Genomic DNA, 16,321 nt, shown 5'->3' with positions numbered 1-16,321 from the left:
TCCTAATCTTATGTCGGTTCATACCCCTTGACGGTTCGCACAAGTTCGGGATCGACCGGACCTTCCGTCGACGAATTTACCCGAACCCCGCGGCCGAAATGCACCTCCGTGACCGACGTTCGTCGGACGAATTCGGAATAACCAGGTACGGTCAAACCCGCGCCGGCCAAGATCGTTATCGCCGTTCCTCGCGTTTTCCGCTGCAACTCGGCTATCGTACCTATGGCTTCCAGTATGCTCGGCTTGCCTCCGGAAGTCAGGATCCGGCTTACTTGCGGAAACGCCAATAAAGCTTCCAACGCTTCATCCAAATCCCTCGCCTCGTCGAAGGCGCGATGAAACGTGACATTCAGTCCTCCGGCTTCATCCAGCAGGATCCTCAATGTCTTCTCGTCAACGCGATTCTCCCTCGTCAATGCCCCGATGACGATGCCGGCCGCTCCCGCCAGCTTCGCATGCCGAATGTCCCGGATCATAACTCGGATATCGTCTTCTTCGTAAAAATACGAAAGGCTATGCGGGCGGATGAGGACGTGCAGGGGAACGGAGCTTGCTTGAACGGCGGCCTCGATCAATCCCAGGCTGGGCGTCATTCCGCCTTCCTTAAGCCCCGTGCACAATTCAATTCGGTCCGCGCCGCCGGATACAGCCCGTCTAACATCGTCTATGCTCGTAGCGATGACTTCCAGAAGCATTTGGCCTACTCTCCTAATCCATACTGATTTCGCGATTTAGGTGGACCGTAACGTAAATACGGTCCGGTTCATGCCGATGACGCGCCGATTGTCATTGCGGATCTCTTTGGGAGCGAGACGGTACATCTCCTCGATCGTCTCCCGGTTGCCGTAACCGATCTGCTCGAGGATGGACGCCACGATAAGAGGCCATTCGTCCTCGGAACCGTCCAGCACTTTTAGCGCGAATGCCAGCCGCTCTTTCTTCAGGCTGAAGGCATATACGCCCTTGGCGCCGCCTTTGGCCACGATATTAGGATCCTTCAGCAGACTTGAGCAGATGCGGTCGGTGCCGGCCACCATCTCGTAATGCTGGTTCATTCGACGGACAATGACCGCCACGGCTTGGCGAATCTCGGCGTCTTCGATCAGATCCGGACAAGCGAGCTTCAAGAACGCCGTCGCCAGTTCTCTGAGCGTCATCGCGAAAACCGGAAAACCGCAGCCGTCAGTGCCCAGCCGTATTTTTTCCTTCGGTATTCCCGCTAAGCAGGCTAACGTATCCAATATTTCTTGCTGCGCCGGATGGTCCGGTTCGCCATAACCTTCGAGAGGATAACCCATCGTCTTGCACAGCGCAAGAATACCAAGGTGCTTGCCCGAGCAATTATGGTAAATGGACCGCTTGGGCTTCCGTTGACGGAGGAGGCTCCCCGTAGCGTTCGCGTTGAGCGGATAGGTCGGATGGCAAATCAAGCTTGCTTCCCCGATTTCCGTCTTGCGCATAATCGATTCCAGCACCTCGACATGGAAAGGCTCAGCCCGATGCGAGCCCATGAAAATAGCCGCTTCAGCGTCAGTCAAGCCGAAATAGGAGTCCGCTCCGCGGCGAATGACCGGGATCGCCTGAAAAGGTTTCCCCGCCGACCTCAGAAACGTGACGGTTTCCGGACTTCCTGCTCTGTACTTGATTACCCCTTGGTCGTTCACCCCGCAAATATGGCCGGAATGAACGCATTCCTCCGTTTCCCCCCTATATTCGCGAACAAGCGCCGTTTCCATTATTTATCCTCCTCGCCGGTAATTCGGAGGGACAGTCCGAAGGTGTTCGCTTCTTCTTCCGGAAGCGTAACGATAAGCCCTTCCGCCGCTCGTTGCCATTGAATCGTCTGTTCGCATCCCAATAAGTTCACCGATGCGATGCCCCCCGGGTAGAGGTGGCTGTTCTCGGCTAACGAACGTATGACTAACCGCCCATTTTCCGGCCTTCCCAGAACAATCGCGTAAAGAGTCGTTCCCCTTGTCGTAAACCGAATGTCCTCGTGGGTAAAGGGACTTCGCTTGGTGTCGTTAAACGTTCCCGTTATGATTTTCGTCGGTCCTTCGCCATATACGGTCCATGGCCGGGTTCCGTATATCGCCTCGCCGTTACGGCTCAGCCATTCTCCGATCGACAGCAAAATTGACTTTTCTTCCTCCGGAATCGTACCGTCGGCTCTAGGCCCGACATTAAGCAATAGAACGCCGTTTTTGCTGACGACATCCACCAGATCGCCGATGATTCTCTCAGGCGACTTATAGACATGCCCTTCGATGTGGCACCAAGCCGTCTCGCTCACGGAAGTACAAGTCTGCCATACTCTCGGTTGAATTCGATCTAATAGACCTCGCTCCATATCGTAAACGGCCGTTCCCTCTTTGAACGCATTGAATTTATAGTTAATAACAACCCCCTGATCCCATTCCGCCGCGCGATTATAGTAATAAGCGGCCAGTCGGCGAAGGTACGGCTGAAATGCAGGCTGTTCGATCCACCAATCGAAGTACACCAATTGCGGGCCGTATCGATCGATGAGGTGGCAGGTTCTGACCAGCCAATCGTCCAAGAAAGACTGACTTGGTTGAAACAACGGCGCAGGCGTGTCTATCCTGCCGAGACTTCTCTGCGCGGGACCGTATAAACCGACAAATTCGGAATCCTCGATGTCGGAAGGAATATCCCGTCCGCCATTGTAAAACCACCAATTCTCGGCACGATGCGAAGATACGCCGAAGGTCATAAACCGTTTGCGGACGGCTTCGGACAGTTCCCTGATAATGTCTCTTTTCGGTCCCATATTGCACGAGTTCCAACTCGTGAAGGGACAGTCGTACATCGCGAAGCCGTCATGATGCTCGGCAACGGGCACGATGAAATTAGCTCCTGCCCGTTTGAATAAAGCGGCCCACTCATCGGCATCGAACGACTGCGCCTGAAATTTCGGGATAAAATCTTTATACCCGAATTGATCCGGGGGACCATAAGTTTTCAAATGATGAAGATAGGCGTTGGAATCTTTCCGGTACATATTTCTCGGATACCATTCATTCTCGAATGCAGGCACCGAATAAACGCCCCAATGAATGAAAATGCCGAACTTCCCTTCTTCGTACCAAGACGGAATCTCGTATCCGCCTAATGAGTCCCAGTCATCCGCGAAGGGACCTCCACGAATCGTTCTCTTGATTTCTTCCTTGTGCCTTTGTATGTCTTGCATGGATAGAGAAGTCAATTTTATGGTCACCTTCCTCTTGAATTTTGCCGCGAAGCCGGAACACACGTTACCCCTTCACGGCTCCCCCGACCAGTCCTTTGATGATGTAGCGTTGAATGAAAACGTAGAGCAGCGTAAACGGAGCCGCGATCAGCACGGCGGCGGCGAACAATTGTTGCCACTCCGTCGAATATTGCATGCGGAAAGCCATCAGTCCCGTCGGCAAAGTTCTCATGTCCGGCGAAGGCAAATAGACAAGCGGATTAAAAAAGTCATTCCAAGAGTTGAGAGCGATAATGATGACGCAAGTCGACGTTACCGGGAGCGTCAGCGGAAAAACCACTTTCCAGAACAACTTAACGGAAGAGCAACCGTCGATGACCGCCGCTTCCTCGATTTCCAGCGGCACGGTTCTGAAAAACTGCAAATACAAGAAGATCGGCAAAGCCATTCCGCCCGCCGTTTGCACGATGGATAACCCGATGTGCGTATTAAGCAACGAAAGCTCCCTTAACAAGAGGAACGATTGGATCGTACCCGCGAATCCGGGAAGGATAAGCCCCATTAGGAAAAAGGTAAAAATCAAATCCGCTTTCCACGGTTTCCCGTGACGCAGGGCATAGCCCGCTAGAACGCTTGCCAACAAGGTAATCGATGTCGTTAAGACGAGCACGGTCATGCTGTTGCCGAAATAAAGCAGTAGCCGGCCTTTTTCGATCGCTTCGGCGTAATTGCTCCAATAAAAGCTATCCGGAAGCTTCAGAGGGTTCGGGCCCGTCGCAGGATTTTGCAACGATACCGTAGCCAATACGAACAATGGAACCAAAATGACGACCATCGCGCACAGAGCCATCCCGTACGACGATATTTTTTTAGCACGATTCATAGTCGCGGCGCTCAATATTTGACCTCCCATCTGCTCAGAAAACGGATCTGCACGAAAGTGACGACCAGGATGAAGACGGACAGAATCATCGCCATAGCCGTTCCGTATCCGGGTTGAGAGGTTTTAAACGCGAATTGGTAGATCAACGATCCGAATACTTGGGTCGAATTTGCCGGACCGCCCTGCGTCATCACCCAGATATGTTCGAATTGTTTCAAATTTCCGATAACGGAAAGAACGGTATTGACCGTAATCGCCGGCATTAACAGAGGCAGCGTAATGCGGAAAAACCGCTGGCGCGCTCCCGCTCCGTCGATGCTCGCCGCTTCGTAAATATCCTGCGGAATGCTTTGCAAGCCCGCCATATAGATCATCATGGAGTAACCGATATACTGCCATATGATAACGAATGCTATCGAGAAGATCGCCAAATCCGGACGTCCCAGCCAATCGATCGAAGCCAGGCTATCCAAGCCCAGCCGATCGAACATTTTCGGGAGAAAACCTACGAAAGGCGAATACATATAGCTCCAGACATAGCCGATGACGACCGTATTCAGGATGGCCGGATAAAAAATGACGGCGCGCATCCAGGAGACGCCCTTGAGCTTCTGGTCGAGAACGACGGCAAACAGAATGGCCAAAACATGCTGAACGAGCAGTACTATAACCGACAAAATAAAGATATTACGCAATGCCGTCGTAAACAGAGGATCCTTGAACACGTTCACGAAGTTATCGAACCCGACCCAATTCGCCGAGAACGAGAGTCCGCGCCAATCGGTAAATCCGTAATAAAATCCGCTAAATATAGGCGCTGCGTAAAACAACAAAAACAAGACGAAAGCCGGCGCGAGAAACAGTAGGTACGTCCTTAAGGATATGATTTTCATGAGCTGTGCCCCACCTTCGAATCGGATAAGAAAGGAAAGACCCGGTTGCACCGGGTCAGCCCCCCATTACTTATAGTCTTTCTCCTGCGCCTTTTGCATCTCGCCCAGAAGCTCGGACGGCGAGCCGTTTTTCTTAAGCAAGATCTTCTGCAGAATCGGGAAATAAGTAGGTTCGATAGATGGAGTGAGGCTCGGGAAGATCGAAGTCTGATTGGAATCGATCGTTTGAGTCAGCTCCGCGGAAATCGGATGATAGTTCGGCGAAGTGCCTCCCTTGACGGTGACTGCCGACTTCGTCTCTTCCGACCATATCTTGGCGATTTCCGGATCGGAGATGAAGGACAAGAACAGCTTGACTTCTTCCTGATGCTTGCTCCATGAAATTCCGGTAAAAATGTTATCCGATACTAGGTTGACCACGTGCGTTTCAGAGCCTTTGTTCAACGGGATGGAGAACGCGCCGACCTCGAATTTCTGGGAATCCGCGGTGAACGAATCCAACGACCACGTGCCCATCGGATACATGGCTGCTTTGCCTTCCTTGAACACTTGCACGACCTGATCATTGCCTAGTCCAACCGAATTTTCGAGGAAATAATCCTTGTTCGTCAGTTCGATAATCGGATCGAAGAAGTTGGCGAATTCGGGATCCGTCCACTTTTTCTCGCCGCTCGCGAGTTTGTCGAATGTTTGAGGATCCTTGCTCTGATAGTATCCGTAGTTGCTGCTGGATAGGAATTGGGTGGCCCATGCGTCCTTGCCTCCCGTAATGAAAGGAGCCGTTCCGCTTTCTTTGATTTTCGCGCTGACTTCGAGGAGTTGTTCCCATGTCGTAGGCACGCTCAGATTGAGTTTCTTGAAAATATCCTTGTTATAGAAGAAAACGACCGCGTAATAATTGTAGGACATGCCGTACGTCTTGCCGTCGACCGTGCCCAATTGAACAGCCGATTCCAGGTAATTGTTCAACCACGGCTCATTGCTCAGGTCCATTAACACATCCTGTCCTACGTACTCCCTCATTTGGTTCGGGAACATCCAGACAATGTCCATGTCCGCCTTGGACACGATTCGGGTACGGATAATTTCCCTGTATTGATCCGCGATCTGATCGTGCTCGACGGTGATGTAAGGATAGGCTTGTTCGAACTTTTCGATGACTTGCTTACTGATCGGGTTCCATGTCGATAATTTGAGAGTGACCGGTTCCTTGTCGGATTTCGCGGAAGCCGATGCGCTTGCCCCGGCGCTTTCTTTGCCGTTGCCGGAATCGTTCGCGTTATTCCCTCCGCATGCCGTAACGATCATCGCGACTAGAGTCAGAATAAATAGCGCTTTCATTTTCTTGAACTTTGTCAATTTTGTGCCATCCCCTTGTCACTCAATTATGGTCTGCATAACAAGTATATAATCGTGCAAGGCAAGCTTGGTATGACCCAGAATTGATATTACTAACACGATTTTAACCGGATTTAAGCCTTGAACTCCCGTCAAGCAGACGAATTGTACCATCCGTATACGATTTGTACTTTTGATATCCGCAACTAGACTCTGCGAAACTCGCTCGGGGTCATTCCGGTATACTCTTTGAACTGCTTGCTGAAATAATGCGCGTTCGAATAGCCGACTTCCTCCGATATAGCTTGAATCCTCATCGTGGTATGGCTAAGCATGCGCCTTGCCTCATCCAGCTTCTTGCGGGTCACGTAGTCGCTGAAGTTCATGCCGAGCTCTTTGGTGAACAATCTGCTAAGATAACCGCTGCTGACGTGTACGTGCCGCGCGCATTCAGACAGCGAGATCTCCCTGCGAAAATGAAGATCGGCGTATTCCTTGGCAAGACGTATCGTTTGATGGATTCCGGAATTCCGTTCCGACAATTTGGCTACGGCTTCGTCGTAAGCCATTCTGATCCGCTGAGTCGGCTGATGAATGCCGCTTGAGCCGAATATGACGGATACGCGCAGCAGATTCATGACCATTCGGCGAATCTCGCTTAATCCTTCATCCAACATCCCCGCATTCTCGATAGCTTGAGCCGGCAACATCCATATGATCTCCGAATCGTCCCTGCCGGCCAGAATGCTGCCCTCCGCTTTGACCGCATATCCTTCAATCAGCGATTGGATCGAAGGAAACAACGATTTTCCGACCATGCCGGCATGCTCGTCCGAGGAATCCGCAGGTTCAAGGCGAATGACCGCAATCCAATAGCCTTCATGAAACAGAGGCGATCGCAATAGCGTTTCCTCGTCTTTTCCCGTATCGTTTCCAAATTCGCTATCGTCTGTTATCGCGGTTAACAACGTTTGAAGAACGAGCTTAGAGTCCTGCTGTTTGTTTTCCAATGCCCGTTCGGACTGTTCTAGCTTGTCTATCACCCGCTGCATGGAGGATATAATCTCTTGTTTGGACATCGTCGGCTTATGCAAATAATCAACGACGCCAAGACGTAGGGCTTCCTGCACGTAAACGAAGTCGTTGTAGCTGCTCACGAGAATAATATGAATTTCCGGGTATAGCGCCTTTAGCTGTTTGATCAGTTCTATCCCGTCCATGACCGGCATCCGGATATCCGTCATCACGATATCGACGCTCCGGTCCTCCAACAAACTAAGCGCTTCCGCTCCGTTCGAAGCTTCCAGTTCCCATTTTACTCCGTGCGACTCCCAATCTATCATGTGACGTATTCCGATTCGAACGATAGACTCATCCTCTACGACCATCATCTTCCACAAATTTGTCACCCCCTATGAAAGGCATGCTAAGTTTGACCTTGACTCCTTGTCCAACCTGGCTTTCTATCGACAATCCGTATTGTCGGCCAAACCGGAATCCAATGCGGTCACGGACATTGCCGATACCGATATTCCGATTGTCCGTACCGTATTTGTCCTCATTCAATTTTGCGACTTTCTCCGCATCCATTCCGATCCCGTCGTCCGCAATGCACAACTGCAATTGGCTTCCGTCCGCGGATACCTCCGCCGAGATGACGATATGAACCCGATCGTTAATTCCGGCGGCCCCGTGGAAAATCGCGTTTTCCACGATCGGTTGCAAGATCATCGCCGGAATCAACGCATTCCGGGTCTCGTCTTGGATGCGCCATTCGACCGAGAATTTCTCCGTGTAACGCAGCTCCATCAGTTGCAAGTAATCTTTCAAGAACACGATCTCTTCGCGAATCGTTATAAGTTCTTGATCAAGCTTCATATTGGAGTTCAACAGCTGGCTGAACGCGCGAAGAAGATCGGCGATTTGATCCGAATCTTGGAGAATGGCAAGCATCCGAATCGAATTGATCGTATTATGAAGGAAATGCGGATTTATTCTGGCTCTAAGAGCGTTCAACTCGGCTTCCCTTTTTAACCGTTCCGATTGGCTGATTGAATTGACCATTTCCTCCAATCGTACGACCATCCGATTATAACGGAGAAGCAATTGGCCGAATTCGTCTTTCCGAGCTTCAACAGGGTCGCCGGCAGCACGAAGAGTCCTTTTTCAACCGCCTGCATGGATCGAATAAGTCCCCTGATCGGCTTGGATAGCCCTCGGGCCAGCAACCATGATAATATCGCGGTGGCCACGCAGATCAACACCACTACGAAAACGGAATAATCCTTGATGACAGCGCTCTCTTTTAAAAGCTCTTTACGATCGACAAGCAAATAGGTTGTCCATCCCGTATAATCATTGTATTTTTTGACGCCGCTCCACTTCTCCGTCTCTCCATTGATTCTCGTGTCGATCGTTACGGGCAATGGCCTAATGGTATCGCGACTCAAATCGGTATCTTTGTTAAGGAGTTCTTTGGAAATGGCGGGATTCGTCGTGTAAACCTCTCCGTAGGGTCCGGCTACCGTCACATGGACGTTCTGAAAACCGAGCGATTGGACGGTCTTCGCGATAAAGTCGGGTTTGACGTCGACGGCGATGACGGCTGCCGGAGCATACTTGCGATCCACCAACATTCGCGCAATCGTGATCGTCTCGAACGGTTCGTCGCTGAATTGGGTTTCGCTGCGCAGACCGGATATTACCAGGGCTCCGTTCTTTTGAACCGCATCCTTGAACCATTGTTCGTCGGATGGACTGCCGGACTTATCGATCGATTTGAAGCCGCTGACCCGATACCCGTAAATGCTGCCGTTAACGCCATAGAACAGCATGGCTTCAATCATCCTATTTACGGAAGGATAAGAGGAAATCAATTCGATCAGGCGCTGCTGCTTGTTCAGCTCCGCCAAATCCCATTGTTCGGTCGGCGCGCTTGGAGACGCGGCAATGTCAATGAGCTCTTCCGTTGCGTACGGAAGCGTACTGAATCGATCCAGTCCCTCCACTTGCGTAGCGAGCGTATTATCGAATTGGCCGATGATCACCTTGAGATCCTCAATGACTTTGCGTTCTAAAGAGTCAACCGATTTCTGATAAGCGAGCCAGCCGAGAGATATCGTCGGAAGAATACAGAGCAAGCATAATACGATCAGCAATTTCGATTGAAAAGTACGCGTGTTCCATATCCTCATCGCGGGTCCCCCTTTGGTTGCGACCACCTAATTTATGCCGAAACGGATGAGTTTGATAGCAGCACCACAAGTATAAGCCTATGATCCGAATCTCGGCAAACAGTAAAAAACCTTGATAGGCCGACAGATTGGCCTATCAAGGTTTTCCTACTTCCTATTGAGCAACACTCGAGCCGCGATCGGATAATGGTCGGAAGGGTACTTCCCTTCATATTCATCCCGATAAACGGTCGTTTCCAAGAGGAAAACGTCCCGGGTGAAAAACAGATAGTCGATAGGCTCGCCTTCGACTCCGCCTTCGAAATCATGGAAGGTTCGGCCGATCGGCTCCGGATGCGCCAGGTAAGCATCTACAAGGTTTTGCCGCAATGTCGCGATCGCCGGATTATCCGGGAAGGAGTTGAAGTCTCCCGTCAATAGAACGGGAAGCCCCTCTTCCGCTTGGCAGCGCGTGATTCGATCAAGAAGCAGCTTAGCGCTCTTCTCGCGGGCAAGCCGGCTCTCATGATCGAAGTGAGTATTGTAGACGTATAAGCGCCGTCCGGATTCATCGATCCGCTCCAAGCACGCCCAAGTGCAGAAACGCGGATAACTGCTGTCCCAGCTTACGCTTGCAGGGATTTCCGGCGTTTCGGATAACGAGAACTGTCCATGCCTAATAGCTTTAAAGAGATCATGCCGATAGTAAATCGCGCAACACTCGTCCATCCGCGGATCGCCGCTCTCATAGCCGCTCCGTCCTTCGCCCAACCGGCTATAGCCGGGCAATTCCCGGTCCAGATCGCGCAGCATATCGTACCGGCCTTCCTGCGTCCCGATAATGAGCGGTTCGGCTTTCCGCACGAGATCGGCAACATGTCGGATACGATAAGGCCAAGCGTTATCGCCGTCGATCGACGTGTTCACCCGCAAGTTGAATGTCATGATTTTGAGTTCCATTTTATAGGTTCACCCTATTCGCAACTGTTCTGGTTTTTTAAACATGTTTAACATTCTAATATAAACCGGAGTAGAAAGGAACGATATTTAGGCGGAAAGCCCAACCTCTTGCCTTGGCGGCATTAGGTCGGGCTTTCCGGCGTTCTCTTTTGTTACGCTTTGGCTGCGCTCTTCAGCAGCTTATGCTTGAACAGAACAACGACGAAACCGGTCGTACACATTCCTAAAGCCATACCCTGCACGAAATCCGGGATTTGGCCGTCGTAACGGTTCATGATCAGAAAAGCGATGAAAATTACGAAAGACGCCAGTTGGATAAAGAGAACTTGGTTTTTAGTCATCTTCTTGAGCATCGTTCATTGTCCCCCCTTATACTTTATAAGCTTTCATGGCTTTAATGATCTCTTTGACCGAAGGACGTTTTCCGTACATCAGCACGCCGACGCGATAGATCTTCGCGGATAACCAGCCGATCGCGAGGATCGAAGCGATCAGGATTCCGACGGACAACGCGATTTCCCACCAAGCCGGTTCCGATAGCCCGATTCTCAGGAACATGAGGAACGGGGAGAAGAACGGGATGTACTGGCACACTTGGATCAGAACATGATCGGGATGCGTCAGGCCGAACATGGCGATATAGAATCCGACTAGCGTAATCATCGTAATCGGCATTACCGCTTGACCGAGATCCTCCGTGCGGCTGACGATGGAGCCGACCGCGGCGAACAGCGTCGCATAGAGGAAAAATCCGGCCAGATAGAACAGAATGGCGTAGATAACCAGATTCGTATCGAGCACGCTTAGATCGATTCCGAACTTGTCGAGGGAATCCGCATTCTGCGGCATCGTCAGATTGATGACGAACGCGCCGATCAGGATGACGATTTGAATGATGGCCACGAAGAACGTCCCGAGGATTTTACCCCACATCTGCTTCAGAGGAGACACGCTCGTTACGATAATCTCCATGACGCGGGAGCTCTTCTCCGCCGTAATCTCGGTCGCGATCAATTGCCCCGTAATCATGACTGCCATGAACAGCAGAATGATCATTGCGTAAGTCAATCCGATCGCCATGCCTTGCTCTTCCTCGGTTTTGCCCTTTTCGTTCGAGAAACTTACCTTGTTGGTATCGAATGAGACCTGAGCATCCAATTGGGCCTTCTGTTCTTTGCTCAATCCGGCATCCTCGGTGATGATGTTATTCTTGACCAATTGCAGCGCGGTCGCCAAGGTTGACGACGTTCCGCCTTCGAAGGCGCTCTTCGCGTTATAGACCGTTTTCGGGAATCCAAGCGAAGAATCGTCCGTAAAAGTCAGGTAGCCGCTGACATCCCCGTTCTCCAACGCCTTTTTCAATTCCTCTTCCGATGACTGGGACACTAGCTCGATTTTGGCATCGGGAAGCTTCGCGAAGTAATCTTGAAGCCCTTCGATAACTTGCGCCTGCTGCCCTTCGGCGTAACCGACTTTCGTTACTTTATCTCCGCCGCCCAGCTTGTCGATCAGGTAAGGAAGATTACCGACGACGATGAGCAACACCGCCAGCACGACCGTCATGATGATGAAGGCTTTGCTGCGAAGCTTATTGCGCATCGTGAACGACATGACTGTCCATAAGCTATTATTCATTGCTCTCACCTACCGTCTTAATGAAGATTTCGTTTAACGTCGGTTCCATAACCTCGAAGCGCGTTACTTGTCCTTGGGACAGGGCGTGATGCAGAACGAGTTGCCCTACTTCCGGCGAGCTCACCTTCAACTCGTAGCCACCGTGCTCATGGCGGATCACTTGGTTCACTCCCGCCACCGACTCCAAGCCTCTCAGCTCGTGCTCCGCGGCGACGACGACTCTCTCCTGCGGGAACTTCTTCTTGATGTCCTTGATCGGCCCTTGCAGTACCGGATTCGACTTGTGCATGATCGTGATGTTGCGGCACAGCTCTTCGACGTGTTCCATCCGGTGGGTGGAGAACAGGATGCTCGTTCCCCCGTCGCGAAGCTCCTTGACCGTGGATTTCAGCAATTCTACGTTAACCGGATCGAGGCCGCTGAACGCTTCGTCGAGAATAAGAATTTTTGGATTATGGATAACTGCGGCGATAAACTGGATTTTCTGCTGGTTTCCTTTGGACAGCTCTTCGACTTTCTTGTTGTAATACTCGGGCACTTGGAACTTCTCCAGCCAACGCTTGAGGTTCTTGTCGGCATCTTGGCGGGACATTCCGCGAAGCTGGGCCAAATAAATGATTTGATCGCTGACTTTGATTTTCGGATACATGCCTCTCTCCTCCGGCAAATATCCGAGCATGCTGAGCTGTTCCTGGCCGTATGGCTTGCCTAGGTACCGAATGTCTCCTTGATCCGGCAATATCAGTCCCAAAACCATGCGCATCGTGGTCGTTTTGCCCGCGCCGTTGGCTCCGAGCAATCCGTAAATTTCACCCTCCGACACCTCGAAGCTAAGGCCGTTCACGGCCGTTTTGTCCCCATAATTCTTAATAATGTTATCTACTATAAGCGAATTCATCGTTTAGCTTCCTCCTTCCGAATCAAACAGCTTAGTATGTCTTCCAATTCCATGCGTTGGACGGCCAGTATTTGAAATCCGCAGGATCGGCAGTAAGCTTCTCCTTGCTCGGGCTCGTTTACTTCCAAGCGATAGACGCCCGAGCCAGCTTCCGTCATTCCTTGTAATCCCGGAGTACGCAGCAGCGCATCGCCGCTCGTTCCCGTTCCCGGCTCCAGTTGCACGAGCAACGTTCTCCAGTCGTCCAGCAGGCGATCCTTCTCGTACAAGCCGAGAATGCGTCCGCGGTAAATAAATAGAATGTAGTCGGCCAACCGTCGAATTTCTTCCATGATGTGGGTCGCGAGAACAAGCGTCCGATCGTTCTCCTCCATATACTTTTGGAGCGCGTCCAACATCGTTTTCCAAGCGAACGGGTCAAGCCCCGAGGAAGGCTCGTCGAGCAGCAACAGCTCCGGATCATGCGCCATCGCGATGGACAGCTCCGCTTTGCGGCGCATTCCTTTGGACAACTTAGCTAATTTTACGCCGCCGTCGACGTCGAAATGACGCATGTATTTGCGGTATCTCTCCCAATCCCAGCTTGGATACCAATGGGAAGCGAATTTCGCCTTCTCGTCGGCGGTAAAATGGTTCTCGTGGGTATGCGGATTCTCCGACAGAAACCCGATTCTGGATTTGAAGCTATCGCCTTGGTCGCCGTTCAAGCGGACTCCGAGCACTTCGGCTTCTCCCTCTTGAACCGGCTCCAGTCCCAGCAGAGTACGGAAGAGCGTGCTCTTCCCCGAGCCGTTCGGCCCGACGATCGCCGTCACCATTCCCCTGGGAATCTCGCACTGGAGGGGACCCAGCACGAATTTGTCATGCTGCAATTTCACCCCTCGCAAAGAAATCGCGGTTTCCGTATCCATAAGCGTCATCGTTATCCCCCCTTGCCTTCTGCGCGTTTTCTATGAATGATCCGTTGAAACGCGTTTTCCAGCTCTTCAAGCTTGCAGTTGAGCTGGAGCCCCGCTTCCACCGCGCGTTCGAGCTCTTCGCTCGCGCGTTCCAGCCGATGCTCGTCCCGTACGACGGAGCCTACTCCCGCGACGAAAGTTCCCGTTCCTTGCCTCGTCCGGATCAAACCCTCGTTCTCCAAATCCTGATACACTCTTCGGACGGTAATCGCGCTGCACTTCAACGAAACCGCTAGTTCCCGTATGGAGGGAAGAAGCGTTCCTTCCGCCAACTGCCCGCCGAGTATGAGCCCGCGAAGCTGCACCTCAATTTGATGGTAGAGCGGTTCGGGACGTTGTTCATCTATGCGTATCGGCAGCCACACAAGCTCACCTCACTTCCACCTTATTGGACTAGAACGTCATTGATCTCTCTTTTATCCGATTGATCGTCGCCCTATAACCGATCCGTGTGGCAACGATCGCCGCGATCGCCGCGACCGCGATCAGAATCAAGCCGTATCCCTTGTCGATAACCCCTATAGCCTCTTGGAACAAGTGAATGCCCTGCCAAGTAAAGATCGTTACGATAACCGCCATCAGTATCATGTACCCCATGTAAAACTGAACGTATTTTCTGCCGCTGAACCCTAGCTCGAACCAAATATACAAAGCATTGGCGGCGAAAGAATAACACATCCATACGATCCCGTTCTCCACCCACTGTACCGGCGTTACCGCTTCTCTTAGACCCGAGGCGATCAAGTACTGGAGAAACAGGAATACCGTTCCGATCACCGGCAAAGTAAGAGCCATCTGCAAATATCTTCCCTGCACGATGGAGGCTAGCGGGATGGGCATCGTTCGCCAATGGGCAAGCCTCTTCGAGTAGTGGTCGTCCCTCCACATTCCCATCGCCGATTTGTTCATGACCATTCCGTATACCGGGAACATCGTCAAGTATAACCAATCGGTTATGCCCTTAAGGAACGGAGTCACGGCTTCTCCGTCCATGTCCGCGTCCCATACCGCGTTCATGTTCGGACCTATCACCGCTCCCATGTAAACGGCGAACAGCAGAGTGAACAGAATGCCTAGCCGATCCCTTCTCCATATGTAGGAACCAATGTGTTTAACTCCTTGCCGCTCGTTCATCGGGGTTATCCTCCTGCGCACAGTGTTTATGTGTGTATATCCATATACACACTATACAAGGTCATTCTATCTTCGTCAAGCGGAAAGGAAAAATTTGTTTTGCGGCGAATTTCTTTAGGGTGAAGTACAAGCCTCTATGAAAGCGAGATGACATCATGAAACGAAAGCTTAGCTCTATCTCCCTGACTCTGGCTCTTCTGCTTGCCCTTGTCCTGCCGGCTCATCCGGGGCAAGCGTTCGCCGCGGCTTCCATTACGAAGAGCGGACTGCCGACCCGCACGGACAAGGACATCTTGGCCCAGTGGAACAAGCTCATGGTTCCGTCCGAAGCCGATCGCGAGCCCTTCGTAACCGAGCCGTCCGTTGCCGCTCCTTACTCGCCGGGCAGTCTGGACGCGCAGTATATTCAAGACGGCGTTAATGCCGTGAACTTCTATCGCTTCATCAGCGGTCTTCCTTACGACGTGACTTCCGCGGGCGATCTGAACGTCCTAGCCCAATACGGCTCCGTATTGCTTGCTGCGGAAGGCGAGTTCAGCCACACGCCGGCGAAACCCGACGATATGCCGAAAGACTTTTACGCCAAAGGCTATAAGTCCACTTCCAGCGCCAATATCTATGCCTCCTACGGATATGACGATCATATCGTCGTCCGGTCGATCGACGCCTATATGGAAGACTCCGATACGAACAATCTTGACAGACTCGGACACCGCAGGTGGATTCTTAACCCAGCGCTTAAGAAGGTCGCCTCGGATTGGCCCAGGGCGAGGATGAATGGTTTTATTCCGCCCTGCAAGTCTTCGATCAGAGTAGATCCAAGGCCGTGGATAATAACTTCATCGCCTATCCCGCTCAAGGATCGTTTCCGATAGAGGTGTTCGGTCCCCGCTATGCCTGGTCAGTCAGCCTCAACATGGATAAATTCAAAAATCCGGCGAAAAAAAACATTAAGCTGACGCTTAAGAGATTAAGGGATAACCGAGTATGGAAATTGAACTACAAAAACGACAAAGTAACCGAGCAAGGAGCGTACTTCAACGTGGAATCCAGCCCCTTCGGCTCGGGAGCCGCGATCATTTTCCGACCGAACGGCATCGACGAGTACAAAGCAGGGGATCGTTTCTCGGTGACCATTACCGGACTTCAATCCAAAAAAGGCTTGAACGTCACTCTTTCTTATACGGTAGATTTCATGAGCGTAACGAAATAGGGTATAATTGAACCACCACACGAA

Annotated in this window: 18 protein-coding genes; 2 read left to right on the top strand and 16 right to left on the bottom strand. The window is 51.5% G+C overall.

The genetic code is table 11. From position 1 onward, the window contains the following. Positions 1 to 8: 8 nt before the first annotated feature. The 16 genes from FPL14_RS19045 to FPL14_RS18970 form a co-directional block, all read right to left on the bottom strand. Positions 9 to 695 (bottom strand): copper homeostasis protein CutC, encoded by a 687-nt coding sequence (locus FPL14_RS19045; protein ID WP_182299259.1) that lies wholly within the window; start codon positions 693 to 695, stop codon positions 9 to 11. 36 nt (positions 696 to 731) lie between these two features. After that, complete coding sequence (locus FPL14_RS19040) at positions 732 to 1,736, bottom strand: asparaginase (RefSeq protein WP_182299258.1); 1,005 nt, start codon at positions 1,734 to 1,736, stop codon at positions 732 to 734. Further along, entirely contained in the window at positions 1,736 to 3,226 is a 1,491-nt protein-coding gene (locus tag FPL14_RS19035) for an alpha-L-fucosidase (RefSeq protein WP_324617821.1), read from the bottom strand. The genes FPL14_RS19040 and FPL14_RS19035 overlap by 1 nt, the downstream gene beginning before the upstream one ends. A gap of 49 nt (positions 3,227 to 3,275) precedes the next feature. After that, positions 3,276 to 4,109, bottom strand: a complete 834-nt coding sequence (locus FPL14_RS19030) for a carbohydrate ABC transporter permease (RefSeq protein ID WP_229263578.1) — start codon at positions 4,107 to 4,109, stop codon at positions 3,276 to 3,278. Continuing rightward, positions 4,106 to 4,987: a carbohydrate ABC transporter permease gene (locus FPL14_RS19025; protein ID WP_182299257.1), complete on the bottom strand. Its 882-nt coding sequence runs from the start codon at positions 4,985 to 4,987 to the stop codon at positions 4,106 to 4,108. Before FPL14_RS19025 ends, FPL14_RS19030 begins: the two co-directional genes overlap by 4 nt. Positions 4,988 to 5,053: 66 nt before the next feature. After that, the gene (locus tag FPL14_RS19020; RefSeq protein ID WP_229263577.1) at positions 5,054 to 6,346 is read right to left on the bottom strand and encodes an ABC transporter substrate-binding protein; all 1,293 of its coding nucleotides are present in this window, start codon (positions 6,344 to 6,346) and stop codon (positions 5,054 to 5,056) included. 185 nt (positions 6,347 to 6,531) lie between these two features. Next, the gene (locus FPL14_RS19015; RefSeq protein ID WP_229263992.1) at positions 6,532 to 7,716 is read right to left on the bottom strand and encodes a response regulator; all 1,185 of its coding nucleotides are present in this window, start codon (positions 7,714 to 7,716) and stop codon (positions 6,532 to 6,534) included. Beyond that, entirely contained in the window at positions 7,697 to 8,389 is a 693-nt protein-coding gene (locus FPL14_RS19010; protein WP_182299255.1) for a sensor histidine kinase, read from the bottom strand. The genes FPL14_RS19015 and FPL14_RS19010 overlap by 20 nt, the downstream gene beginning before the upstream one ends. Beyond that, a complete protein-coding gene (locus tag FPL14_RS19005) occupies positions 8,356 to 9,519 on the bottom strand; it encodes a cache domain-containing protein (protein ID WP_182299254.1) in 1,164 nt (387 codons plus the stop codon). The genes FPL14_RS19010 and FPL14_RS19005 overlap by 34 nt, the downstream gene beginning before the upstream one ends. Positions 9,520 to 9,666: 147 nt before the next feature. After that, positions 9,667 to 10,458, bottom strand: coding sequence for an endonuclease/exonuclease/phosphatase family protein (locus tag FPL14_RS19000; protein ID WP_182299253.1), 792 nt, complete (start codon positions 10,456 to 10,458; stop codon positions 9,667 to 9,669). 152 nt (positions 10,459 to 10,610) lie between these two features. Beyond that, positions 10,611 to 10,811 (bottom strand): hypothetical protein, encoded by a 201-nt coding sequence (locus FPL14_RS18995; protein ID WP_182299252.1) that lies wholly within the window; start codon positions 10,809 to 10,811, stop codon positions 10,611 to 10,613. A gap of 16 nt (positions 10,812 to 10,827) precedes the next feature. After that, positions 10,828 to 12,093, bottom strand: a complete 1,266-nt coding sequence (locus FPL14_RS18990) for an ABC transporter permease (RefSeq protein WP_182299251.1) — start codon at positions 12,091 to 12,093, stop codon at positions 10,828 to 10,830. Then, positions 12,086 to 12,991 (bottom strand): ABC transporter ATP-binding protein, encoded by a 906-nt coding sequence (locus FPL14_RS18985; RefSeq protein ID WP_182299250.1) that lies wholly within the window; start codon positions 12,989 to 12,991, stop codon positions 12,086 to 12,088. The genes FPL14_RS18990 and FPL14_RS18985 overlap by 8 nt, the downstream gene beginning before the upstream one ends. Beyond that, the gene (locus FPL14_RS18980) at positions 12,988 to 13,911 is read right to left on the bottom strand and encodes an ABC transporter ATP-binding protein (protein WP_182299249.1); all 924 of its coding nucleotides are present in this window, start codon (positions 13,909 to 13,911) and stop codon (positions 12,988 to 12,990) included. Before FPL14_RS18980 ends, FPL14_RS18985 begins: the two co-directional genes overlap by 4 nt. 2 nt (positions 13,912 to 13,913) lie before the next feature. After that, on the bottom strand, positions 13,914 to 14,315 hold the full coding sequence (locus tag FPL14_RS18975) for a GntR family transcriptional regulator (protein ID WP_182299248.1): 402 nt from the start codon (positions 14,313 to 14,315) through the stop codon (positions 13,914 to 13,916). Positions 14,316 to 14,343: 28 nt separating this feature from the next. Further along, entirely contained in the window at positions 14,344 to 15,084 is a 741-nt protein-coding gene (locus FPL14_RS18970; RefSeq protein ID WP_182299247.1) for an ABC-2 transporter permease, read from the bottom strand. A gap of 155 nt (positions 15,085 to 15,239) precedes the next feature. Here FPL14_RS18970 and FPL14_RS18965 point away from each other — a divergent pair, with 155 nt between their 5' ends. Together FPL14_RS18965 and FPL14_RS18960 are read left to right on the top strand one after the other, a co-directional pair. Continuing rightward, a complete protein-coding gene (locus FPL14_RS18965) occupies positions 15,240 to 15,959 on the top strand; it encodes a CAP domain-containing protein (RefSeq protein WP_182299246.1) in 720 nt (239 codons plus the stop codon). Next, positions 15,911 to 16,297, top strand: a complete 387-nt coding sequence (locus FPL14_RS18960) for a hypothetical protein (RefSeq protein ID WP_182299245.1) — start codon at positions 15,911 to 15,913, stop codon at positions 16,295 to 16,297. The genes FPL14_RS18965 and FPL14_RS18960 overlap by 49 nt, the downstream gene beginning before the upstream one ends. Positions 16,298 to 16,321: the final 24 nt, after the last annotated feature.

It is taken from the genome of Cohnella cholangitidis (genome assembly GCF_014107495.1).
GTDB lineage: Bacteria > Bacillota > Bacilli > Paenibacillales > Paenibacillaceae > Cohnella > Cohnella cholangitidis.
The sequence above is the reverse complement of the archived record's forward strand: the minus strand, read 5'-3'. Positions and strand labels throughout refer to the sequence as shown.